Here is a 24,129-nt window from a genome sequence, read left to right as displayed (position 1 = left end):
TATGGTTTCTTACGCGCTTCCTAACATGAACAAATTTTAACGAAGACGTTAACAATCGGATAACGCACCGCACCGAAACTGCCGCGCGTGTGAGTGCATCTCTCGCTTTCAATGTCCTTGAAACAAGAAATGGCAGGAAACTATGTTTGCAAGAAATTTCGCCCCGGCTCTGGTCCTCGTCGCATTCAGCGCCGGTATCGCGCATGCGGAAGTGCCCGTCCGTATCGATCAATTCGATCATTGGGGCGCGTATTCTTATAAGTCCGGCGACAGCGTCAGTTGCTATGTTTTATCGAGACCGGTTGCGCAGCAGCCCGCCAGCGTCGACCACGGCGACAATTTCTTCATCGTCTCGCGCCTGTCTCCCGGTGACAAACTGGTTCCGGAGGCGGCAATGGGCTATGACCTGAAAGACGGGGCGCAGATGACGGCGACGGTTGGCGATAAGACATTCCCGATGTTTACGAAAGACCGGCACGGCTGGGTAAGGAACGAGGCGCAGGAGCCGACCATGGTCAACGCCATGAAAGGCGGCGCGCAGCTGCAGCTGCAGGCAACCTCGAAACGAGGCACTGAGACGAGCTATTCCTACTCTCTTTCCGGCATTACAGCCGCGTTGAAGCGAATAGAGACTTGCCGGTGAGGCCGGCGGCGTCCGAGGATCTACCGGCGATTTCGTTGCAGCGGGTTGTGTAGCGGACAAGCGGATTGGCGTCTTCTCATTCCGCGGAGAAGGCGCCAGTCAGGGCTTTCGAACTGATATCTCTTGTGAAATCAAAAATCCTGATATAAATGAGATCTATTGATGGGGAATTCAGGATTCAATGAAGCGCGGCTTTCTGACAATTTATGCGGGTGAGAACGCTGCAGTCTTCAGGGCGCTTTCGGCGCCAGCGCGCGTCGACATGCTGAAGCTGCTTTGCGCCCGAGGCTCACTGAATGTCAACGAGATCGCCCGGGAACTGGATCTGCCGCAATCGACTGTCGCGACGGGCATCATGATCCTGGAGGAGGCCGGTCTTGTCGAAACCAAGGCTGCGAAAGCGCGAAAAGGCTACCAAAAGATCTGCACCGCGCTTTACGACGAAATCCTGTTGAGCTTCGAGGACCAGGCCTTCAAGCATGATGAGGACGTGATCGAAGTTGCCATGCCAATCGGTCTCTACACGAGCTGCGAGACGCATGCGCCTTGTGGCCTGTGCTCCACCGAGGGCGTCATCGGCCTACTCGATGTTCCCGATTATTTCCTCGACCCACAACGCATGCAGGCCGGTCTTCTCTGGTTCGGCCGCGGCCATGTCGAATATAAATTCCCCAACAATGCCAAGATCTTGAATCGAAACGTCAACGCCATCGAATTCTCGATGGAGCTCTCATCCGAAGTGCCCGGCACCAATCCGGATTGGCCGTCCGACATCACTGTCTGGATCAACGGCGTTGCCGTTGGCACATGGACCTCTCCCGGCGATTACGGCGACAAGCGCGGGGCCTTCACGCCAAGCTGGTGGAAGCTGGAAGGTTCTCAATACGGCAAGCTCAAGACCTGGCGAATCTCCAAGAAGGGCACGTTCATCGACGGGGTCGCCTCTTCCGATGTAACGATCGATGACCTTGCCATCAGTCAGCATTCCTCGATCCGTCTGCGGATCGGTATCGCCGACGATGCGCGCAACACCGGTGGCATCAATATCTTCGGCCGCGGCTTCGGCAATTATGGCCGCGATATCCTCATGCGCATCGATTTGGCGCAATAGTATCGTAATTTATGATACATAGCATATTGTCGGAGTTGAATTCCGATAAGTCATATTTTTCATAAATCACTGATTTCACGGAGAGTTTTGTCATTCCGTGCGTGCCGCTCCTGTGGTTTCTGCGATATTTTCCTCCGTGAGTGCGTTGACGGCCTTTCAAAAGTGTATCAAGATCAAGGTATAAGAACGAAATATCTGATATATATGGGAGGAAGGCCGTGAAGGCGCATGTGATCGTCCATCGTGATTTCCGAATTGCCGACATCGATGATCGGCTCTACAGCTCTTTTCTGGAGCATCTGGGTCGGGCGATCTATGGCGGCATCTACGAGCCGGGCCACCCGACTGCCGATGAGAACGGTTTCCGTAAGGATGTGATTGAGCTGGTGCGCGAGCTCAACTCGCCCTACTGCCGTTATCCGGGGGGTAATTTCGTCTCAGCCTATAATTGGGAAGATGGCGTTGGGCCCCGTTCTGAGCGGCCGGTGCGCCTCGATCTTGCCTGGCGGACGCGCGAGAGCAACCAGATCGGCGTCAATGAATTCGTGGATTGGTGCAAGAAGGCCAATACCAAGCCGATGCTTGCCGTCAATCTCGGCTCGCGCGGGCTGGATGCGGCACGAAACTTCCTTGAATATTGCAATCATCCGAGCGGCACATACTGGTCGGACTTGCGGCGCAAGCACGGCTGGGCTGATCCGCATGGAGTGAAGCTCTGGTGCCTGGGCAATGAGATGGATGGTCCCTGGCAGGTCGGTCACAAGTCTGCCTACGAATATGGCCGCCTGGCCGACGAGACCGCCAAGGCCATGCGCGGCTTCGATAAATCGCTTGAACTGGTGGTCTGCGGCTCGTCCAACTCGGACATGAAGACTTACCCCGATTGGGAAGCCCAGGTTCTGGAGCAGTGCTACGACAGCGCTGATCATATCTCGCTGCACATGTATTTCGCCAATCGCGAGAAGAATACGCTGAACTATCTCGCCAAAGCCGAGAAACTCGATCGCTATATCGTCACCATCGGCGGCGTCATCGACTATATCAAGGCTAAGAAGCGCTCGAAGAAGACGATCGGCATTTCCTTCGACGAATGGAACGTCTGGTATCACTCCAACCAGCAGGACAAGGAGATCCTTGCGCGCGACGAATGGCCGGATGCGCCGCATCTGCTTGAGGATGTCTATAATTTCGAGGACGTGCTGCAGGTCGGCGGCATTCTCAACACCTTCATTCGCCGTTCCGACCGCGTGCGCATTGCCTGTATTGCCCAGCTCGTCAACGTCATCGCGCCAATTATGACGGAGGACGGAGGCCCGGCATGGCGGCAGACGATTTACTATCCGCTCTATTTCGCCTCGAAATATGGCCGCGGCTACGCGCTGCGCCTGGTCACCGACGGCCCGACCTATGACAGCGACGAGGCCGACGACGTGCCCTATCTCGATGTGTCGGCCGTTCACGACGAGATCGGAAAGATGGTTACGCTCTTTGCCGTCAACCGCCATCCCGACATCGCGCTCGATCTAGATACGCGCCTCGAAGGCTTTGCCGGAGCCCGTGTCGTCGAACAGCATGAAATGGTTCACAGCGATTTGCAGGCGACCAACACGGCAGCGCATCCGAACGCAGTCGTCCCAACCAATACGGGCGACGCCAAGATCGAGGATGGACGGCTTCGCGCGACACTGAAGCCGCTATCCTACACGGTGATCCGACTGGCAGTCTGACACCTTGTGGCCGGGGCGAATGCACCCGGCACTGAAAACGGTCTGATGGTCGCGAGGAGGCGGCTGAGGACCCATTGCAGGCCCGGACAGCCGCACGCCACTTTGTGCCGCCGGCCGGGAAAAAGGGTGAAATCGCGGTCTGCTCACTATCGCTTGAGCGTCCGCGCAGTCGATAAAAATGGGAGGAGATCATGAAGCAGTGGAAGAAGCTTGCCTTCGGCGCCGCGCTGGCCACGTTCGGCCTCATCGCTGCGGCCAAGGCTCAGGACTATACCTCTTTGCCCCGCAAGGAGACCTTGATCGTCGAAAACCCTGAAGGAACGATCAAGAATCCAGGCTGGTTCAACATCTGGGTCAATGGTGGCGGCGGTGTTTCGACTGGCCTTCAGCAGCTGACGATGGACACGCTCTGGTACATCGATCCGGAGAAAGGTCTGGGCGGCTCGGCCTGGGACAACTCGCTTGCTTCCGACAAGCCGCAATATAATGACGATTTCACCCAGATGACGGTGAAACTGCGCAAGGGCCTCTATTGGAGTGACGGCGTCGAATTCACCGCCGATGACGTTGTCTACACCGTCAAGACCCAGATGGACCATCCGGGCATGAACTGGAGCGCGGCCTTCTCGGTTCAGGTTGCCAGCGTCGAGGCGCCGGATCCCTATACGGTCGTCTTCAAGCTGAAGAAGCCGAATTCGCGTTTCCACGCCATCTTCACTGTTCGCTGGAACGGCGCGTGGATCATGCCCAAGCATGTCTTCGAGAAGGTCGCCGATCCCGTTCGTTATGATAATGCCAATCCCGTCTCGCTCGGCGCCTATAAGCTAAAGGCCTACGATCCGCAGGGCAAATGGTACACCTGGGAGAAGCGCGACGACTGGCAGCGCACATCGCTTGGCCGTTTCGGTGAGCCGGCCCCGAAATATGTCACCTATGTCGATCCAGGCCCGCCGGATAAGCGCACGATCGCGCAGCTCGAGCACAATCTCGATATCATTCACGACAATACGCCGGAAGGCATGTTCACGCTGAAGGAAAAGTCGAAGACCGTCGAAAGCTGGTTCCCAGGATTCCCCTTCGCGCATCCGGATCCGACGCTGCCCGCCGTGATCTTCAACAATCAGGACCCGCTGTTCCAGAATCCCGATGTCCGTTGGGCTCTTGCATTGCTCATCGATATCAAGGCCGTCGATATGGCGAGCTATCGCGGCGCCGCCACGCTCTCCGCACTCGGCGTTCCGCCGACGGCGGTCGCCATGACGGATTATCAGGCGCCGATGCAGGATTGGCTGAAGAATTTCGAGATCGATACCGGCAAGCGCAAGATCAAGCCATACGATCCGACGATCGGTCAGCAGATTGCCGATATCCTGCGCAAGCAGCCGAAATACAAGGATCAGATCCCGACCGATCCGGCCGCGATCAGCAGTGCCTTCGGCTATGGCTGGTGGAAGCCCGATCCGCAGGCCGCCGGCGAGCTATTGGAAAAGGCCGGCTTCAAGAAGGTCGGCGGCAAATGGATGACGCCTGACGGGCAGCCGTTCAAGATCCGTCTAACGGTCGAAGGCGACACTCGCTCCGTCTTTACCCGTGCGGGCACTCTCATCGCTCAGCAATGGGCAGCCTTCGGGATCGATTCCAAAGCTGCTCCATCCACCAGCGTCTGGCAGGCGGGATTGCAGCCCGGCAACTATCAGGTCGCGATTGCGTGGAGTGTCGAGACCTGGGGCGGCGATCCCGATCTGTCCTTCTTCCTCGACAGCTGGCATTCGCAGTTTGTCGCCAAGAAGGGTGAGAACCAGGCGCCGCGCAATTGGCAGCGCTGGTCCAATCCGGATCTCGACAAGATCATCGAAAACATCCGCCGCATCAGCGCCGATGATCCGAAGGGCATCGAACTTGGCAAGGACTATCTGAAGCTGGTCGCCCAGCAGATGCCGACCATTCCGCTGATGTCCTATAACGTCTTCACTTCGATGGATACCACCTATTGGAAAGGCTATCCGACCATTGCCGACCCCTATACGGACCCCGTTCCCAATTGGGCGAACTCCCGGTTGATGATGGTCAAGCTGAAGCCGGCACAGCCCTGATTTCTCCCGACCCTGATGCGGCAATCGCCGCATCAGGCACCTTTCGCCGGACACTAGGCACGTCCGGCGAATCTTTTGAATTGATGATGAAGCGCAAGCAGCGAGGAAGACGGCGGCATGACGTCCTATCCAGTTTTCGTATTGAGACGATTTGGCCAATTCCTGCTCGTTGTCTTCCTCGGCATTTCCGCGACGTTCTTCATCACTCACATGACGCCGATCGATCCTGTCGAGGAAAGCATCGGGACCATCCAGCAGATGGGCCAATCCGATCCCCGCGCTGTCGAGTTGATGCGTCAGTCGTTACGTGAGCTCTATGGCCTCGAGGGCTCTATCTGGCAGCAATATCTACATTTCTGGGGGCGTCTTGCGACCGGTGATCTCGGGCCGTCGCTGTCGGCATTCCCTACGCCGGTTTCCGCCATCATCGCGAGGGCGCTGCCCTGGACGATTGGTCTGATGACGGTTTCCGTCATCCTCACCTTCATTCTCGGCAACATGATCGGCGCGCTCGCAGGATATTATCGCAAGAGCTCGGTGCTGAAGGCCGTCAGCCTGGTTTTCATCGCCATGCAGCCGATCCCTTATTACATCCTCGCCTTCGTTCTCATCATTCTCTTCGGCTATGTCTGGCCGATTCTGCCCATCAATGGCGGCTATGAGATGAACACCAACCTGCAGCTGTCCTTTACGCTGGTGCTCGATATTCTCCGCCACTCCATCCTGCCGGCGCTGTCGCTGATCCTTGTCGGGACAGGCGGTTGGCTGATCGGCATGCGGGCGCTCGTCTCCAATATCATCACCGAGGATTATGTTGTTTTCGCCGAGCTCGGCGGCGTGCCGAAGCGCAAGATCCTGCGCTCCTACATCGCCCGCAATGCCATGGTGCCGCAATTTACCGGCCTTGCCATGTCCCTTGGCGCCGTCTTCAACGGCACGGTCATCACCGAAATCGTCTTTGGCTATCCCGGTATCGGCAATCTCCTGATTTCGGCCGTGCACGCGGGCGATTACAGTCTCGTCCTCGGGCTTAGCGCACTGTCGATCGTCGGCGTCGCCGCGGCCGTCTTCATCATCGACATATTGGGTCCGCTGATCGACCCGCGCATCAAGGTGGAGTAGGCCATGCTGACGATCGTTCGCGACCTCGCACGCCAGAATATGGAATTCCTTTGCGGCCTTCTGCTGCTTGCCGTCATCGTCGGGCTGGTGATCCTGTCCTATTTCTCGCCCTATGGCCCGGCCGATCTTTATCTGCTGCCGCCCGACATGCCGCCGGATGGGCAATACTGGCTGGGCACGACATCGCGCGGCCAGGATGTTTTCTGGCAGCTGACGACAGCGCTCCGCAACACACTCTATTTCGGCATCGGCGTCGCAATTCTCTCGCGCATCATCTCGCTTGTCGTGGGGCTGGTGGCCGGCTATGCCGGAGGTGCCGTCGATCGCGTGCTGATGGCGATCAATGACAGCATCATGGTCATTCCGCAGTTTCCGCTGCTGATCCTGTTCTACTTCGTACTCAAGGATGAAATGACCTGGACGGTGCTCATCATCGTCATGGCCTCGCTCGGCTGGTCGTACGACGCGCGCCTGATCCGCTCGGTGGCGATCAGCCTGAAGACGCGGCCTTTCACCACGCAGAGCGTCTATTCCGGCATGAGCATGCGCAAGATCCTCGTCGAGGAGCATCTGCCCTATGTACTGCCGATCGTCTTCGCCACCACGATGAACAATATGATCTGGTCGATCGGCATGGAGATTACGCTTGCGGTGCTCGGCTTTACCGATATCGAGACGCCGACCATGGGCATGATGATCTACTGGGCCAATGCGCATTCGGCGCTGATCGCCGGAACATGGTGGTGGGTTGCAGCGCCGGTTGCCGCCATCGTGGTGCTGTTCATGGCGCTCTTCCTGCTGTCGATGTCGATGAATGAATATAACGACCCCCGCAGTCGTTTGAACCGGATGGGAGGCTGAGGCATGGAGGCTGTCGTCGAGGTCAACAACCTCAAGGCCTATTACCGGGCCTTTCTTTACGGCGTCGATCGTGAAGTGCGGGCGGTTGACGATGTCAGCCTGTCGATCGGCCGCGGCGAGATCTATGGCGTTGCAGGTGAATCGAGCAGCGGCAAGACGACGCTGATCAAGACGATCGCCGGCGCCATCCGGCCGCCGCTGCGCGTCGTCTCCGGTGCCGTCAAATTCCATTTCAACAATGGGACGCAGGATATCTACGCCATGACGGCAGAGCAGCGGTCATCGCTTCGCTGGCGGCATCTCTCCTATGTCATGCAGGGATCGATGAATGTGCTCAATCCGGTGCGCCGTATCCGGCATTCGTTCACGGATTTCGCCTTCCGCCATATGAAGGCCGATCGCGCCACCTTCTTCGATCGGGTTGGCGCTCACCTTCAGCGGCTGAAGCTCGATGCGAATCTTCTTGATGCCTATCCGCACGAATTGTCGGGCGGCATGCGTCAGCGCATGACGATCGCGCTGGCGACCATCCTGACGCCGGAGTTCATTATCGCCGATGAGCCGACGACCGCGCTCGATGTCATCGTCCAGCGCGACGTGCTGCAGATGATCCGGGAGATACAGCGCGAGATGGGCTCGTCCTTCCTGTTCGTGACCCACGATATGGGCGTTCACGCCGCTGTCTCCGATCGTATCGGCATCGTCTATGCCGGCCGGCTGGTGGAGGAGGCGCCGACGCGGAAGCTTTTTCACCTGCCGCTTCATCCTTATACGCAGCATCTGGTCGCAAGCCTGCCGCGGATCGGCGATGCCTCGACGCGCCCCTCGCTCGAGGGCAGGCCGCCCAATCTGGCCATGCCGCCGGAGGGATGCCGTTTTCATCCGCGCTGCCCGAAGCGCATGGACATTTGCAGCCGCGAAGTGCCGCCTATGGTGAACGTCGAGCCGGACCGGCGCGTCGCCTGCTTCGCAGTAACGGGAGGGGCGCGATGAGCGATCTTCTTTCACTCTCGCATGTCAGCAAGATCTATCGCCAAGGGGGCATGCTCAGCCGTCGTCATATCACGGCGGTTCGCGATGTCAGTCTGAGCCTCGGAGAGGAGCCGGAAATCCTTTCGATCGTCGGCGAGTCGGGCTCTGGCAAATCCACCATCGCGTCGATGATCCTCGGCCAGACGGCGCCGACATCCGGCAGCCTGAATTTTCGCGGCAGAGCCGTCGCCGTTCATGGCCGGTCCGAGCGGCGCGCCTTCATGCGGGAGGTGCAGCCGGTCCTTCAGAATCCGTTCGAAGCGTTCAACCCACTCAAGAGGGTTGATCGATATCTTTTTGAAACGGCAAGGAATTTCGCGCCGATGGGTCCAAAGCCAAGCCGAGCCGATGTCGAGCGTATTGCCGATGAGGCGCTTGCCCATATCGGACTGACACTTGCCGAGGTGAAGGGACGGTTTCCGCATGAGCTTTCGGGCGGCCAGCTGCAGCGCACCGCCATTGCCCGCGCGCTCATACCGCAGCCCCGCCTGCTGGTGGCCGATGAGCCGGTTTCAATGGTCGATGCTTCGCTGAGAATGGCGATCGTCAATCTTTTCGGTCAGCTGAAGAAGGAGCTAGGGCTGTCGATCATCTACATCACCCATGATCTGGCGACTGCCTATTACATCAGTGATCGCATCATCATCATGAAGAAGGGCGAGATCGTCGAGCAGGGCGGGGCGCGTGCCGTTCTCGACAATCCGCAGCATCCCTATTCGCAGGCTTTGAAGGAAGCGGTCTTGTCCACCACGCCCGAGATGGAGCCGGCGCTTGGCTGAACCTTGTTTTTAGCGCGAGATTCGCGTCGAAAGGATGATGGACGACAATGTGCGTTCGACGCCATCGATTGTGCCGATGCCGTCGATCAGCTGATCCAGTTCGGAGATCGAGGGTGCTGCGATGATGGCGATCAGATCGAATGTGCCGCTGACGGAATGGAGCGTCGTTACCTCGGGGATAGCATTCAGCGAGGCGGTCACGGCTGACAATGCCTTCGGCGCGATCGTGATCAGCACATGCGCCCGAATAAGGCCGGACAGATAGGTCTCGGACAGCCGCACGCCATAGCCCGCAATCACGCCCTCCCGCTCCAGCCGCTCGAGTCTCGCCTGAACGGTGGTGCGCGACAGCGACAGCTTTTTAGCGAGTGTCGCAACAGGCATTCGGGCATTCTGGCCGAGCAAGGCGATCAGTTCGCGGTCCTTATCGGTGACCTGCATGGTGTTTCCTGCATTTTGTAAATTCTATTCGTCAATTTGTATAGTTTTGTACAACGAAATGCATTTTTCGTCGCTATGAATCGTTCAACTCCTACCTACACTTATAAAAATCTTATCAATGAAATGCAGGGGAGTCATATGAAAGACATAGTGGTCATCGGTGCAGGCAAGATCGGTGGGGCGATCGCTCTGATGCTGGCCGAAACGGGCGACTACAAGGTCGTCGTCGCCGACCGCAGCCAGGAGCAGCTCGACAAGATCGATCGTCACCCTGCGATTTCCACCGCCGCCGTCGATATTGCCGACCGCGCCGGGCTCGTCGGCATTCTGAAGGGCAAGTTCGCCGTCCTGTCGGCAGCACCGTTCCATCTCACCGGCTTCGTCGCGGAAGCGGCACTTGAAGCCGGCGTCCATTATCTCGACCTCACCGAAGACGTCGCGACGACCAAGAAGGTCGAGGAACTGGCTCAGGGAGCAAACACCGCCTTCATCCCGCAATGCGGACTTGCGCCGGGCTTCATCTCGATCGTCGCCAACGATCTCGCCAAGCGGTTCGACAGCCTCGACAGCGTGCGCATGCGCGTCGGCGCGCTGCCGCAATATCCCTCCAATGCTCTGAACTACAATCTAACCTGGAGCACGGACGGCCTCATCAACGAATATATCGAGCCCTGCGAAGCGATCGTCGAAGGCAAGCTCGTCACCGTTCCGGCGATGGAAGAGCGTGAGGAATTCTCGCTCGACGGTGTCACCTATGAAGCCTTCAACACGTCAGGTGGCCTCGGCACGCTCGCCAAGACGCTTGCTGGCCGCGTGCGGACGATGAACTACCGCACCATCCGCTATCCCGGCCATCAGGCCATCATCAAGGCGCTGCTCAACGACCTCAACCTCAAGAACCGTCGCGATGTGCTGAAGGATCTCTTCGAAAATGCGCTGCCCGCCACCATGCAGGACGTGGTCGTCGTTTTCGTCACCGTCTGCGGTTGGCGCGAGGGCCGCTACATGCAGGAAACCTATGCCAACAAGGTCTATGCAGGCATTGTTGCCGGCAAGAAGATGAGCGCCATCCAGATCACCACGGCCGCCGGCATTACCACCGTGCTTGATCTTCTCGCTCAAGGCAAGCTGCCCTCCAAGGGCTTCGTTTGCCAGGAAGAAATCGATCTCGGCGATTTCCTCGCCAATCGCTTCGGACAGGTTTACAGCCTTGAGAAAATCAGGATGAAAGAAGCCGTCTAAGCGGCTATTCCTATTGCTGTTTTGAAATGTGGCGCCTTCGGGCGCCACATGCGTTTGGCCCTTGGAAACGGCGCTGCTGAGACTAACCGATCAGTCGTTCGAGGATCTCGACGGGATGCGGGATGGCTTGATGATCAATTTTGGCGACCTGCGAACGACAAGAAAATCCAGTCGCCATGACGACGGCCCGATTGCCGTTCTCGGCGATCCTGTCCTGCCAACTCATCGCGTAAAGCTTTTCCGAGATGGCGCGATTGCGCACTTCATGCCCGAAGGTGCCGGCCATGCCGCAGCAGCCGACCTCGGCCATATCGAGCTTGATTCCCAACTTCCCGAAGAGCACGGACCATTGCTTGAGGGCAGCAGGAGCGTTCGTTTTCTCCGTGCAATGGGCAAGCAGCGTGAAACGCTCTTGCAGTGAAGTCTGCGCCGGCGGCAATCGGTCGAGGTTTGCGGCGAGCCACTCCTGAGGCAGCAGCACCGACGCCTGCAGCTTAGCTGAGGGCAGGGCGGCATATTCGCTGCGATAGGTCAGTGTCATCGATGGGTCGATGCCGACAAGTGGGATGCCCATCCGAGAGATGCAATCGAGATAATCTCGCGATTTCGCCGCCGCCTTCTCGAAGCGACCGAGATAGCCATGCACATACAGGGCTTTGCCGTTGTTCTGTGATCCGGCGAGCCACGGCTTGAAACCCATTTTCAGGGCGAGCTTGAGCGCTGCGATGACGACGGCTGGATCGAAATAGGTGGAGAAGACATCAGCAACGATGACGACCGCCTGGACTCGCTCCTCTGCGGAGAGCTTTCCCAACAGTTCCGGAGTAGCAACCTGCACGCGGAGACGAGCGGCTTCCCGTTCGAGCGATACTGCAGGCATGGCGGGAAGCGCGGTGAGACCAGCGAACCGCATCAAGGCTTGGCCGGCGGCCGATCCGGTGAGCAGATTGTAGCCTGGCTTGAAGCGCGCCATCAGCGGCAGAGTCGTCTCGATAGCAGCGACGATTGGGTCCTTTAGCGGCCTAAGGTATCGACCGTAATAGAGCTCCAGGAATTTCGAACGGAAGGCTGGGACGCTGACCTTGACGGGACATTGGCCGGCGCAGGCCTTGCAGGCGAGGCAGGTGTCCATTGCCGCCCGCACCTCATGGGAAAAGTCGTCGCGATTGGCCGGATTGAGCGAGTTGACCGCTCGCCGCAAGAGATTGCCGAAAGGATTGGCGCGGCGCAGCTCTTGCGCCTCACGTCGCGGATCGACCTGCCGCTCCGCCAGCAGGCGCAGCCATTCGCGCATCAGCGCCGCGCGGCCCTTCGGCGAATAGCGCCGGTCACCCGTCGCCTTGAAGGAGGGGCACATCGGGCTTGTCGCGTCGAAATCGAAACAGGCGCCGTTACCGTTGCAATAGGCTGCATTGTCGAAGGCGGCGCGGATATCATTGCCGATGATACGATCGAAGTCGCCGCGCAGTGACACTTCGTCGATCTTCAGCAACGGGCGGGATGAGCCGGATGCGATCTTGCCGGGATTGAGGCGATCGCCGGGGTCGAATGCGCGCTTAATGTCCTGCAGGCTCGGATAAAGCTCGCCAAAATATTCAGGGACATATTCCGAGCGAACGCCCTTGCCATGTTCGCCCCAGAGCACCCCGCCATATTTGCGGGTGAGGGCAACGACGCCGTCGCTGATCTTGCGGACGAGCGGCTGATGGTCGGTGCGGGTAAGATCAAGCGCCGGGCGGACATGCAGCACGCCGGCATCGACATGGCCGAACATGCCGTAATCCAGCCCCTCGGCATCGAGAAGGGCACGGAATTCCCTTATATAGGCGGCCAGATGTTCGGGTGGAACGGCGGTGTCCTCGACAAAGGGCACCGGCCGCACCGGCCCCTCGACATTGCCCAGCAGGCCGACGGCGCGCTTGCGCATCGACCAGATCGCCTCGACCTCTGCCTTTTTGCGAGCGATCGTATAGCCCTTATGGCGAGCTGAGGAGCCGTCATCAAGGGCGGCGGTCACGTCCGCCAGCTTGCGTTCCAACTCGTCGCTATCGTCGGCCAGCACCTCGACGATATTGATGCCGTTGGCGGCGCCAGATGCATCCTCGGGGAAGAAGCAGGCGATGCCGCTCCAGACGATATCGCCCTTGGCGAGACCCAGCACCTTCTCGTCGACCGTTTCGACCGAGGCCACCTTCAATGCCACTAGCCGCCTGGCATCTTCGAGCGCCGTGTTGAAATCATCGTAGCGGATGTTGATGAGGGCCGATCGCGCCGGGATCGGCAGCACGTTGAGTTCGGCCTCGGCGATCATGGCCAGCGTGCCTTCAGAACCGCACAGCACCGCATTGAGATCGAAGCGGCCGTCATCGCGCCAGATATGGGCGAGATCGTAGCCGGTCATGTAACGGTTGAGCTTGGGGAAGGTCGCCGCGATCAGCTCGCTTTTGTCCCGGGCGATCGCATCAACGACACGATGAATCTCACCGATCCGATCGTCACGCGCCTTGATCTCGTCCAGCTCGCTATTGCCAAGCGGACGCGACCACCAGTCGCTGCCATCGGAAAGCACCACGCGAAGGCCGAGAACGTGGTTGCTGGTCTTGCCGTAAAGACACGAGCCCTGGCCGCAGGCATCAGTGGAGATCATGCCGCCGATAGTGGCGCGGTTGGAGGTGGAAAGCTCAGGCGCGAAGAACAACCCGTATGTTTTCAGCGCCTTGTTCAATTGATCCTTGACGAGACCAGCTTCGACACGGGCGATCTTTCGAACCGGATCGATCTCCAGGATTCGGTTCATGTGCCTGGAGCAGTCGACGACGACCCCAGAGGTTAGCGATTGACCGTTCGTTCCGGTGCCACCGCCGCGCGGGGCGATGACAAGATCGGAAAAGGCAGGTTCGGATATGGCTTTGGCGATGATTTTCAGATCATCCGCGCCGCGCGGATAGAGGATTGCCGTCGGCTTGACCTGATAGATGGAATTGTCGGTCGAGGCGACCGTCCTGGCACCGTCGTCCATCTCCACGTCGCCGCCAAAGCCGAGTGCTGACAGCCGACGGGTGAAGGCGCCGGTCTGATGTAGCGAACTGTCTTTCGCCGAAACTAGGCGTGGTATCATGATGCGAAGACTTCCGGCGTTTTACGCGGTGATTGGAGCACTCCCGCTTTTAAACAGAATTACGGGAATGCTCTATCTCTTTGTTTTCACGCAGTTCCGGATGGATAGCCGTTTTGTGCGTCGGCCGCAGTTGCTCTAGCGCCGGAGCGCCGCGCAGGCCCTTTCGATGCGATCAAGGGCTTCGATGAGATCGGCTTCCGATGTCGCATAGGAAATGCGGAAATAGGGCGACAATCCGAAGGCTGAGCCGGGCACGACGGCGACATGCGCTTCGTCGAGGAGATAGGCGCAAAAATCCGCATCCGTCTCGATCTTCTTTCCGGACGGTGTCGTCGTTCCAAGCACGCCGGCGCAGCCCGAGAATGTGTAGAAGGCACCTTCCGGCTTAAGGCAATCCAGGCCATCGATGGCGTTCAGCCTGTTGACCACCAGATCGCGCCGTCGCTGGAAGCTTGCCTTGCGGCCCTCGAGAAAATCCTGCGGGCCATTGAGCGCGGCAACGGCCGCCGCCTGGCTGACGGAGGAAGGGCAGGAGGTCGCCTGGCTCTGGATAACGGCCATGGCCTTGATGAGGTCCCTCGGACCACCGGCATAGCCGATGCGCCAGCCGGTCATGGCATAGGCTTTGGAAACGCCGTTGACCGTCAACGTCCGGCTTTTGAGGCTCGGCTCGAGGGCGACAGGCGTGGTGAAATGAAAGCCCTCATAGACGATATGCTCATACATATCGTCGACCATCAGCCAGACATGCGGATGGCGCTGCAGCACCTCGATCAGCGGCCGATAATCGCCCTCGGAATAAGCCGCACCTGATGGATTGGACGGCGAGTTGAGCAGCAGCCAGCGCGTCTTGGGCGTGATCGCTTGTTCGAGCTGATCGGCCCTCAGGCGAAAACCGGCCTTGGCATCGCAGGGGATCAGAACCGGCACGCCGCCGCAGATCTCGACGATATCGGAATAGGAGGTCCAATAGGGCGTCGGGATGATGACTTCATCGCCCGGATTGATCGACGTCATGAAGGCGTTGAACAGGATCTGCTTGGCACCCGTCGCCACGGTAATTTCATCGAGTGCGTAGTCGATGCCGTTCTCACGCTGAAACTTCCCGGCAATCGCCTTCTTCAGCTCCGGCGTGCCGTCGAGCGCGGTATATTTCGTTTCGCCACGATCGATGGCGGCCTTGGCGGCTTCCTTGACATTGTCGGGCGTGTCGAAATCCGGTTCGCCTGCACCGAGAATGATGACAGGCAAGCCTTCCCGCTTCATCGCATTGGCGCGCGCACCGATCTGAAGAATGGTGGAAACGCCGATGGAGGCGATCCTCGAAGCGGGCTTGAAGCCCGCCTCTTCGATTTTCGTGGCGATCGTCATGGAACTACTCGATGTCGAAGGAGACACCCTGCGCCAGCGGCAGGGCCTTGGAGTAGTTCACCGTGTTGGTCGCCCGGCGCATATAGGCCTTCCAGGCGTCCGAGCCGGATTCGCGGCCGCCGCCGGTTTCCTTCTCGCCGCCGAATGCGCCGCCGATTTCAGCGCCAGAGGTGCCGATATTGACGTTGGCGATGCCGCAATCGGAGCCGTCAGCTGCGAGGAAGCGCTCGGATTCCTGCATGTCGCGCGTGAAGATCGACGACGACAGACCGGCAGCAACGGCATTGTGCTCATCGATGACAGCGTCGAAATCGTCATAGGGCATGACATAGAGGATGGGTGCGAAGGTTTCTTCCATGACCGGGCCTGCCTGCTTCGGCATTTCCACCAGCGCCGGCTTTGCGTAGTAGCCATCGGCATGGCCGACATCGACGCGCTCGCCACCAGTGACGGAGCCGCCATGAGCCTTCGCCTCGGCAATCGCCTTCTGCATGTTGTCGAATGCGGCCTTGTCGATCAGCGGGCCGACGAGAGCGGAGGAGTGTAGAGGATCGCCGACCGAGACACTCTGATAGGCCTTCTTCAACCGCGGAACGAGCTGATCGTAGACGCTTTTGTGGACGAAGAGACGGCGCAGGGTCGTGCAGCGCTGGCCGGCCGTGCCCATGGCGCCGAAAGCGATGGCGCGCAGTGCCATGTCGAGATCGGCCGACGGGCAGACGATGCCGGCATTGTTGCCGCCGAGTTCGAGAATGGCGCGGGCAAAGCGCTTGGCAAGCCGCGGCCCGACTTCACGGCCCATGCGGGTCGAGCCGGTTGCGGAAACGAGCGGCACCTTCGGATGATCGACGAGGACTTCGCCGATCGCGCGATCGCCGATCAGCACTTGCGACAAGCCTTCCGGCGCGTCGCCGAAGCGGGCGAGCGCGTGATCAAGGATCGCCTGCGAGGCAAGAGCGGTCAGCGGCGTCTTTTCCGAGGGTTTCCAGACGACGGCGTCGCCGCAGATCAGTGCCAGCGCCGCGTTCCACGACCAGACCGCGACCGGGAAGTTGAAGGCGGAGATGATGCCGACGACGCCAAGCGGATGCCAGGTTTCCATCATGCGATGGCCCGGACGTTCCGTCGCAATCGTCAGGCCGTACAGCTGGCGGGAAAGGCCGACGGCGAAGTCGCAGATGTCGATCATTTCCTGCACTTCGCCGAGGCCTTCGGAGCGGATCTTGCCGGCTTCGATGGAAACCAGACGACCGAGATCGTCCTTGGCGGCGCGCAGCTCTTCGCCGAGCAGACGCACCAGTTCGCCGCGCTTCGGTGCCGGAACAAGGCGCCAGGCGCGGAATGCGGCATGCGCCTTCTCGATTTTCTTCGCCGCTTCCTCGGCCGAAACGGTCTTGAGGCTGCCGATCTTCTCGCCGGTGACCGGGGAGTAGGAGGGCATGTCGCCCTCAGTATAAAGCGCCTTGTCGACGCCGAGCTTTTCGAGAATGGCGGCAGCTTCGGCTGCAACGGAAGGGGTCTTGGCTGCGATATTCATCTTGTGAAACTCCACTTGTCTTGATCCGGGTGGCGCGCGGCGATATCGCCGCATCACTTCACTCGGCGGCGTCTTGTTTGGAAAGGGCTCGTAGGCAAGCATCGATCGATGCCTGTTCGATGCCGGCGTAATGGTCGAATTCGTTCAGCACCTTCATGCCGAGATCGGCTTCGAAGCGTTGCTGGTTCGGGCTGGCAACGAAGTCCTGCCGCGCGCCATCGCCGAGATTGGACTGGAAGATGCCGGCGGCGCTGACGGGAAGAAAATCCTCATAGACGATCGGATCAAACTGCACGAAGCCCTGGTCGATCAGTGCTTCGATATCCCCGTGGCTCGTTGCGGCGGTCTTGCCCTTGGCCGTCAGCGAATAGGTGAAATAGCCGAGGCCTTCGGCGCGGATTGCCGCCCAGTCATCCGGGAATTCGGCAAAGCTCTCGGCAAGTGCGGCTTCATAATCGCGGGCGTTCGATCCATCGGCTGCCGGACGTACGATCTTGCGGGAGTCGTCTAACAGCTTGTCGTAAAGCGCGCGGCCCTTCGGCGTCAGCGCAATGCCGCGTTGCTCGATCTCTCCGAAGCGGGCGGTGTGCGAGCCTGCTTCCCAGATGCCGTCGGCATTGCGGAATGAGACAGGTTCCTCGAGCGCCTTGAACGAGGTCTGGCGCAGCAGGATCGGGCAGATGCGCGTCGGTGGTCCCTCGACAACGGCTTTCGGTGCAATGTCATAGTCGGGCATCAGCGCCTGCACCCGGTCGATATCCAGCGTGCGGGGGGTCAGATGATTGATGTGCGGGCCTTTGAACGACACGACATCGGCAATCAGACGATGGGCGTCATGAAGCCGATGATACATGCCGGCATCGACATTGGCCTCGTCATGCCAGCGGAAGGTCTCCAAAACCTCGTCGACGAAGCGCCGGGCGTCCTCCTTGTTCAGGCCACCTTCGCGCTCGGCCTTTTCGGTGAGCGCGATGGCGCCTTCCGTGAAGATACGGCGCTTCGCGAGAATGTCTGCGGCCGCCTTGCGAAGATCCTCATCGGCGATGAGATCGAGCCGCAGCAGTGAGGTGAAGACGCGGAAGGGATTGCGCTTCAATTCGGCGTCGCCGATCGGCCGGAAGGCGGTCGAATGAACCGGCACGCCGGCGGTCGACAGATCGTAATAGCCGACCGGATACATGCCCATGACGGCAAAGACGCGCGCCATCATCGCAAGCTCGGCTGCGGTGCCGAGCCGGATGGCGCCGTGACGTTCCTCGGAGATGCGATCGAGATAATCCGTCGCCTCCAGCCGCTCCTTCAGCTTGGGCTGTGTCGCCAACGTTTCGTCGTTGACGCGAGCGACCAGCTCCATGAGCGTGCCGTAGGCGGGAACCTCTTCGCGATACATTGCCGACATGGCGGCCGAAAAAGCGCTGCGAATATCGCTGGTCGAGATGTGATCAGGCTTCATGTGCGATCTCTTCCTGAAAGGCTATGTCATTCCTATCCAGCAGAATATCTCTTGTTCAGCGGCCGGTGTTGTGAGAGTGAATTCTAACTTGATGCGAAAATGGAATGACTATGCGCCGACGCCTCATCCCTGACATCGTCAATCTTCAGGCATTTGAATGCGCGGCGCGCCATCAGAATTTCTCGCGTGCCGCCGAAGAACTCAATCTGACGCAAAGCGCCGTCAGTCGCCAGATCAGCGATCTCGAGCAGCAGACGGGCCTGAAGCTGTTCGAGCGTGTCCGCCAACGCGTCGTGCTGTCCGAGGCCGGACTTCGGCTGTTGCCGGAGGTGAAGGATCTGCTCCTGCGTTCGGAGCGGCTGATGATCGGCGCCGTCGCCGCCGGCCAGATGAAATTATCTCTGAAGGTCGCGACCTTGCCGACCTTCGGCACACGCTGGCTCGTGCCGCGCCTCGGCCGATTTCTTGATAAACATCGCGATGTCGCCGTCACAGTGGAATCGCGCTCCAAGCCCTTCAATTTTGAGGAGGATAATTTCGATCTTGCCATTCACTACGGCCTGCCGGCATGGGCGGGAGCCGTCGCGACTTTTCTTTGCAATGAGACCGTGCTGCCCGTTGCCAGCCGCGAGCTTGCCGGTCGGCTGGGTCTGATCTCGCCGGACGAGTTGGCAGGAGCGCCACTGCTGCACCTGACGACGCGTCCGAAGCTCTGGGCGCAGTGGTTCGACCTGCAGGAGCTGCCGACGGAGAATGCCTATCCCGGTGCGCGCTTTGACCAGTTTTCCATGATCATCGCAGCCGCTATTGCCGGGCTGGGTGTGGCGCTCCTGCCGACCTATCTGATCGAGGACGAGCTCAAGGCCGGCACGCTTCTGCCGCTGTTTAATCTGCCGATGCCGACCGAGAACAGCTATTACGTGGTCATGCCGGAAAAGAAGCAGACGAACGAGACGGCGACATTGTTCCAGGACTGGCTGTTGAGCGAGGTGACGCCGCAATGATCCTCCGAAATTAATCTGCATGGACCACAAGTGCCTATCGCTCTTTTGAGTTCGCATGGCGAACCGGGCCACCTGCTACGGCTTGCAAATGACAGCGCATGCAGACAGCGCTGATACGCTAGCCTTGTCTACATTCGAGGCCGAGAATCGTGCTTAAATACAGGGAGGCAAGGCCATACACCATGGCCGCAAGGTCGTTTCCGGTCGGGTGGGGGCAATGACGACAAGCGAACAGACGGAACTAGAGGATATAGTCTTCAGAAGTCCATTGCTCATCTCGCTTCTCCGGCGCTGGGATGAGATTGCGCTGCCAGATTGCTGGCTGGTGGCGGGAGCCATTGCCCAGACCGTTTGGAATCATGCCTTCGGGCTGCCCCTGTCTCATGGGATCAATGACCTCGACATCGTTTATTTCGATGCCGATGATCTCTCTGAACAAGCGGAGGCCAGTCATGCCGCACGGGTCCGCGCGATGTTTCCCGATTTGCCGGTCTGGATCGATGTGAAGAACGAAGCCCGGGTTCATTGCTGGTACGAAGCGAAGTTCGGATACCGGATCCCGCCTTACAAATCGACCCTGGACGCCATCACCACTTTTCCGACTACGGCAACCGCCGTGGGATTGCGCTCCAATAGTCACGGTCGTCTGGATTATTGTGCTCCGTTCGGTCTTTCCGATCTGCTGAATGGCGTCGTGCGCCCCAATAAGAAGCAGATCACGCAGGCGATCTACGAGCAGAAAGTCAATCGCTGGATTGCAGTCTGGCCGAGGTTGACGATTGTTGGCTGGGACGGCTGAGGCGTTTCGAGGCTCAGCCGCGCGATTTCCGAGCCGATGTCAGATCATGTCGAATATGGCCGATGCTACGACGACTTCCGTGCCCGCGAGGCCGACCGAACAGAAGAGCGTGGTGTCGAGAGGAGATGTTCTGCCGGCAGCATGGCCGGCGACTATGGCTGCAAGGTCGAGCATTCGCTCGTCGTGTATGGTTTCGGAAAGGAAAAATGGGGACGCATAGGCGCGCGTTTGCTCAGGAGAATCCGTGGCGATGATGCTGGCCATGTTCGCGACGTCCAGGCCGAGTTCATGTCCCTTGAGCGTCTTTGGGCCGATCGTATTGATGTGGACGCCGGCTTTTAAATCCGAAGCATCGATCACCGGCATGTCGCTGCTTGTTGCGCATAACACGATATCGGCATCGGCCACCGCTTCTGCGGCACTTGAAACCGGTTCAACGGCAATGCCGAGTTGCAATTGCATCTCCTCAGCGAAGGCGGCGCAGTTTCTTGGGTTTCGGCTAAAGACGCGGGCAGAGCCTATGTCGCGAACGGCGGCAGCGGCAATGAGCTGCGTTCGCGCCTGCGCACCGCTGCCAATGATGCCGACCGTGCGGGCGGTCACAGCGCTGAGGTGACGGATAGCTATGCCTCCTATTGCCCCTGTCCTGATCTCGCCGAGCCGTTCGCCCAGGATGATCCCCTGCAGTTCGGCGGTGTCAGCACGCCAAACAGCGACGATTTGTGAATGCTGTTCGCCGGCAAAGGTCTCGTAGGCGCGAAAGCCGGCAAGCGGCCGCTCGCCATCGATGCCGCCGACGGTAAACACGATGTCTCCACGATCGGGAAAGGAGACGTGATGGCGGGGTGGGGACACCAGCTTGCCGGCGGCCTTGGCCCGGAAGGCTGCTTCCAGGGCATCGATTGCCCCACGCATGACTGCGGCAGGGCATAAATCCTCGTCTTTCAATATCTTCATTGCGGATGGATCTCGTTAAGACAGCCACTCTGCAACCTCAAGCGCAGTCGAGGTCAATAGCAGATGTGGCCATCCTGGCGTTTCGCATTGCCCAGCTCTTGAGGCGCAGGCCATTGAGTTTGATGAAGCCCTCGGCGTCATGGTGGTCGTACGCTCCGGAGCTTTCCTCGAAGGTGACGAGGTCGGTCGAATAGAGCGAGGCTGGCGAGATGCGCGCGATCACGCTGGCTGAACCCTTGTAGAGCCTGAGTGTCACTTCGCCGCTGACATGGATTTGGCTCCGATCGATCAATGCCTGCAACATTTCCCGCTCGGGCGAATACCAAAAGCCGTTGTAGATCAGCGCGGCGTAGCGGGGCATGATCTCGTCCTTCAAATGTGCAGCGGCGCGGTCGAGCGTGATGGATTCGATCCCGCGATGGGCGGCGAGCAGGATCGTGCCACCCGGAGTTTCGTAAACGCCACGCGATTTCATCCCGACGAAACGGTTTTCGACGAGATCGATCCTGCCGATCCCATGCCTGCCGCCCAATTCATTGAGCTTTGTCAGCAGTGCCGCTGGTGCCATTGCTTCGCCGTTCACGGAGACCGCATCGCCCTTTTCAAAGCCGATGACGACGATTTCCGGCTCGTTTGGTGCCTCCAGAGGATCGACGGTGCGCTGATAGATATAGGATGGCGCGATTTCAGCCGGGTCTTCCAGGACCTTGCCTTCGGTGGAGGTGTGCAGGAGATTCGCGTCGGTCGAAAAAGGAGCCTCGCCGCGCTTATCCTTCGGCACGGGAATTTGATGCGCTTCGGCATATTCGATCAGCTGAGTGCGCGATTGGAAGGCCCACTCGCGCCATGGCGCGATGATCTTGATCGATGGATCGAGCGCATTGGCCGCCAGTTCGAAACGCACCTGATCATTGCCCTTGCCTGTGGAGCCGTGGGCAATGGCATCGGCACCCACCTCGCGTGCGATATTGATGAGATGCTTGGCGATCAGGGGGCGGGCGATGGAGGAGCCGAGGAGATATTGCCCCTCATAAAGCGCGTTTGCCCGGAACATCGGGAAAACGAAATCCCGAACGAATTCCTCGCGGACATCCTCGATCCTGATATCTGTCGCGCCCAATTGCTCGGCCTTTCGGCGGGCGGGCTCAAGCTCCTCGCCCTGGCCAAGGTTGGCGGTAAAGGTCACGACTTCGCAGCCGTAGGTTTGCTGCAGCCATTTCAGGATGATGGATGTGTCCAGTCCTCCCGAATAGGCGAGCACGACTTTCTTGAGCTTTTTCGACATCTGCTTCCGTCTCCATGTTGACGGCTGGAACGATAGGCCAATCCTCGCGCAATGAGCTTGCGAAGAGTTCAATAATACGAGAGAGTTTGGCATATTATGCCACTCAATCGGCAGTAGGAGCTATGTTGTGTCAACGACTTTGGACGAGATCGACCGGCGTATCCTCAGGGTGCTGCAGCGCGACGGACGCATTTCCAATGTGGACCTCGCGAGGGAAGTGGGGCTCTCGCCGTCACCCTGTCTTCGCCGCGTGCGATTGCTGGAGGATGCAGGCATCATCGATCGCTATGTGGCCGTTCTCGACCCGGCAAAGGTGGGTGCGGGCCTCACCGTGTTCGCCCGCGTCTGGTTCAAGACGCAGGATGCGCAAGTCACCCTCCAATTTGCGGAGGCGGTCAGGCGGTTTCCTGAAGTCATGGAATGTTATCTGACGACGGGCGAATGCGATGCCGTCCTGCGCATCGTCACGACTGATCTGCACAGCTATTGGCGGTTTCAGGCTGACCACTTGACGCGCATCCCGAGCGTATTGAACGTCAAGACCGATGTGCCAATGGAAACGCTGAAGCGAAGCTTTGAATTGCCTTTGGCCTCGTAGCATTGCAGCCAACTGTCGGCCAATTATGGCGGCGGCGAAGTGCCGTTCAGCGTGCCTAGCCGGTTCCTGTCTGCTCGCACCCTGGCGGGCATATCGAACCCGCAAGATAATTGATGTTTGGAGAGCGAAATGAGCATATTCGAAACGGCGATGCAGGCGACACGCCCGGTTCTCGCCAGCCGTTTTCCGGGCTATTCCTTTGCCTTTGTCTCAGGGTCGATCATACGAGGCGAGGGAAGAAAGGGCTCCGACATCGATCTGGTCGTGGTCTTTGATCAGCTCGAAACCGCTTGGCGCGAGACCTTTGTCGAGGGCGACTTTCCGTTCGAAGTGTTTGTTCACGACCCGGAGACGCTCAGCTGGTTTTTCGAGAGCGATATTGCGCGTGGCTATCCCGTTATCATTCATATGGTTGCGACAGGCCAGATTCTCGGGCCAAATCCTGACAAGGGACAGGTCTGGAAGGACTATGCTACCGGCATCCTCCATAACGGCCCACCGAAGCTGGAAGGTGAGAAGCTGAATGCTTTGAAATATCAAATCACCGACCTTCTCGATGATCTGCGTGGGGAGCGGGCGGCTCCGGAGGTAGGCGCGATTACCGCGCAACTCTATCAGCCTTTGGCCGACCTTATGCTGCGGGGACGAGGAAGATGGTCGGGCAGGGGCAAATGGATTCCCCGCCTGCTTCGAGAGATGGATCGGGACCTGGCCGATAGGTTCGACGATGTCTTCGGGCGTGCTTCAGCCGGAGAGGTGGAGGCATTGTGCGGTCTCACACGTAGCGAACTGGATCGGCATGGCGGCCCGTTTTTCGCAGGTGACAAGCGCATCGCGTCGCAACAGGCAAGACGCGAGAGCCTTATGCCGCGCGGTTGATTGTTATGCCTGATCCAAAAATTTTAAGCTTGAAATTCTTCATGGCAACGCTAACACATTCCTATCGGGTCGCTGCG

At 59.1% G+C, this 24,129-nt stretch carries 20 protein-coding genes; 13 read left to right on the top strand and 7 right to left on the bottom strand.

What is annotated here, in order from left to right; translation table 11 throughout:
- The first annotated feature begins 142 nt into the window (after positions 1–142).
- The 8 genes from JJQ51_RS10335 (at position 143) to JJQ51_RS10300 (ending at position 9,368) form a co-directional block, all read left to right on the top strand.
- Positions 143–643, top strand: a complete 501-nt coding sequence (locus tag JJQ51_RS10335; RefSeq protein ID WP_113353687.1) for an invasion associated locus B family protein — start codon at positions 143–145, stop codon at positions 641–643.
- Between the two features lie 181 nt (positions 644–824).
- On the top strand, positions 825–1,754 hold the full coding sequence (locus JJQ51_RS10330) for an ArsR/SmtB family transcription factor (RefSeq protein WP_069614498.1): 930 nt from the start codon (positions 825–827) through the stop codon (positions 1,752–1,754).
- A gap of 218 nt (positions 1,755–1,972) precedes the next feature.
- The gene (gene arfA, locus JJQ51_RS10325) at positions 1,973–3,481 is read left to right on the top strand and encodes an arabinosylfuranosidase ArfA (protein WP_113353688.1); all 1,509 of its coding nucleotides are present in this window, start codon (positions 1,973–1,975) and stop codon (positions 3,479–3,481) included.
- A gap of 191 nt (positions 3,482–3,672) precedes the next feature.
- Positions 3,673–5,574 (top strand): ABC transporter substrate-binding protein, encoded by a 1,902-nt coding sequence (locus JJQ51_RS10320; RefSeq protein ID WP_113353689.1) that lies wholly within the window; start codon positions 3,673–3,675, stop codon positions 5,572–5,574.
- Positions 5,575–5,691: 117 nt separating this feature from the next.
- Complete coding sequence (locus JJQ51_RS10315; protein WP_113390417.1) at positions 5,692–6,696, top strand: ABC transporter permease; 1,005 nt, start codon at positions 5,692–5,694, stop codon at positions 6,694–6,696.
- A gap of 3 nt (positions 6,697–6,699) precedes the next feature.
- Complete coding sequence (locus tag JJQ51_RS10310; RefSeq protein ID WP_113353691.1) at positions 6,700–7,557, top strand: ABC transporter permease; 858 nt, start codon at positions 6,700–6,702, stop codon at positions 7,555–7,557.
- 3 nt (positions 7,558–7,560) lie between these two features.
- Positions 7,561–8,550 carry an ABC transporter ATP-binding protein gene (locus JJQ51_RS10305; protein ID WP_113353692.1) on the top strand — a complete coding sequence of 330 codons (990 nt, stop codon included), beginning with the start codon at positions 7,561–7,563 and terminating at the stop codon, positions 8,548–8,550.
- Positions 8,547–9,368: an ABC transporter ATP-binding protein gene (locus JJQ51_RS10300; RefSeq protein ID WP_113353693.1), complete on the top strand. Its 822-nt coding sequence runs from the start codon at positions 8,547–8,549 to the stop codon at positions 9,366–9,368. Before JJQ51_RS10305 ends, JJQ51_RS10300 begins: the two co-directional genes overlap by 4 nt.
- Before the next feature lie 9 nt (positions 9,369–9,377).
- Here the strand turns inward: JJQ51_RS10300 and JJQ51_RS10295 are convergent, their stop codons facing one another.
- Positions 9,378–9,809 (bottom strand): Lrp/AsnC family transcriptional regulator, encoded by a 432-nt coding sequence (locus JJQ51_RS10295; protein WP_041678395.1) that lies wholly within the window; start codon positions 9,807–9,809, stop codon positions 9,378–9,380.
- 138 nt (positions 9,810–9,947) lie between these two features.
- Here JJQ51_RS10295 and JJQ51_RS10290 point away from each other — a divergent pair, with 138 nt between their 5' ends.
- A complete protein-coding gene (locus JJQ51_RS10290) occupies positions 9,948–11,051 on the top strand; it encodes a saccharopine dehydrogenase family protein (protein WP_113353694.1) in 1,104 nt (367 codons plus the stop codon).
- A gap of 82 nt (positions 11,052–11,133) precedes the next feature.
- Here JJQ51_RS10290 and ydiJ read toward each other — a convergent pair whose 3' ends face one another.
- The 4 genes from ydiJ to hglS all read right to left on the bottom strand — a co-directional run bounded on the left by ydiJ (position 11,134) and on the right by hglS (position 18,530).
- Positions 11,134–14,169 carry a D-2-hydroxyglutarate dehydrogenase YdiJ gene (gene ydiJ / locus JJQ51_RS10285; RefSeq protein ID WP_269244696.1) on the bottom strand — a complete coding sequence of 1,012 codons (3,036 nt, stop codon included), beginning with the start codon at positions 14,167–14,169 and terminating at the stop codon, positions 11,134–11,136.
- Positions 14,170–14,304: 135 nt separating this feature from the next.
- Positions 14,305–15,540 carry a pyridoxal phosphate-dependent aminotransferase gene (locus tag JJQ51_RS10280; RefSeq protein WP_113353696.1) on the bottom strand — a complete coding sequence of 412 codons (1,236 nt, stop codon included), beginning with the start codon at positions 15,538–15,540 and terminating at the stop codon, positions 14,305–14,307.
- 4 nt (positions 15,541–15,544) lie between these two features.
- Positions 15,545–17,077, bottom strand: a complete 1,533-nt coding sequence (gene amaB / locus JJQ51_RS10275) for an L-piperidine-6-carboxylate dehydrogenase (RefSeq protein ID WP_113353697.1) — start codon at positions 17,075–17,077, stop codon at positions 15,545–15,547.
- 58 nt (positions 17,078–17,135) lie between these two features.
- Positions 17,136–18,530: a 2-oxoadipate dioxygenase/decarboxylase HglS gene (gene hglS / locus JJQ51_RS10270; RefSeq protein ID WP_113353698.1), complete on the bottom strand. Its 1,395-nt coding sequence runs from the start codon at positions 18,528–18,530 to the stop codon at positions 17,136–17,138.
- A 104-nt stretch (positions 18,531–18,634) separates the two neighbouring features.
- Between hglS and JJQ51_RS10265 the strand changes: the two genes are divergently transcribed.
- Positions 18,635–19,534: a LysR family transcriptional regulator gene (locus JJQ51_RS10265; protein ID WP_113353699.1), complete on the top strand. Its 900-nt coding sequence runs from the start codon at positions 18,635–18,637 to the stop codon at positions 19,532–19,534.
- 217 nt (positions 19,535–19,751) lie between these two features.
- Complete coding sequence (locus JJQ51_RS10260; protein WP_113353700.1) at positions 19,752–20,333, top strand: nucleotidyltransferase family protein; 582 nt, start codon at positions 19,752–19,754, stop codon at positions 20,331–20,333.
- A gap of 39 nt (positions 20,334–20,372) precedes the next feature.
- Here JJQ51_RS10260 and JJQ51_RS10255 read toward each other — a convergent pair whose 3' ends face one another.
- Both JJQ51_RS10255 and JJQ51_RS10250 read right to left on the bottom strand, forming a co-directional pair.
- On the bottom strand, positions 20,373–21,290 hold the full coding sequence (locus JJQ51_RS10255) for an ornithine cyclodeaminase family protein (RefSeq protein ID WP_113353701.1): 918 nt from the start codon (positions 21,288–21,290) through the stop codon (positions 20,373–20,375).
- Between the two features lie 37 nt (positions 21,291–21,327).
- Positions 21,328–22,575, bottom strand: a complete 1,248-nt coding sequence (locus tag JJQ51_RS10250; protein ID WP_113353702.1) for an argininosuccinate synthase — start codon at positions 22,573–22,575, stop codon at positions 21,328–21,330.
- A gap of 127 nt (positions 22,576–22,702) precedes the next feature.
- Here JJQ51_RS10250 and JJQ51_RS10245 point away from each other — a divergent pair, with 127 nt between their 5' ends.
- The gene (locus JJQ51_RS10245; protein WP_113353703.1) at positions 22,703–23,173 is read left to right on the top strand and encodes an Lrp/AsnC family transcriptional regulator; all 471 of its coding nucleotides are present in this window, start codon (positions 22,703–22,705) and stop codon (positions 23,171–23,173) included.
- 129 nt (positions 23,174–23,302) lie between these two features.
- Positions 23,303–24,052, top strand: a complete 750-nt coding sequence (locus JJQ51_RS10240; RefSeq protein ID WP_113353704.1) for a nucleotidyltransferase domain-containing protein — start codon at positions 23,303–23,305, stop codon at positions 24,050–24,052.
- The last annotated feature ends 77 nt before the right edge of the window (positions 24,053–24,129 follow it).

This window comes from Rhizobium sp. AG207R, assembly GCF_027109195.1.
Classification (GTDB): Bacteria; Pseudomonadota; Alphaproteobacteria; order Rhizobiales; family Rhizobiaceae; genus Rhizobium; species Rhizobium dioscoreae.
This window is presented reverse-complemented; position numbering and strand designations above follow the sequence as displayed.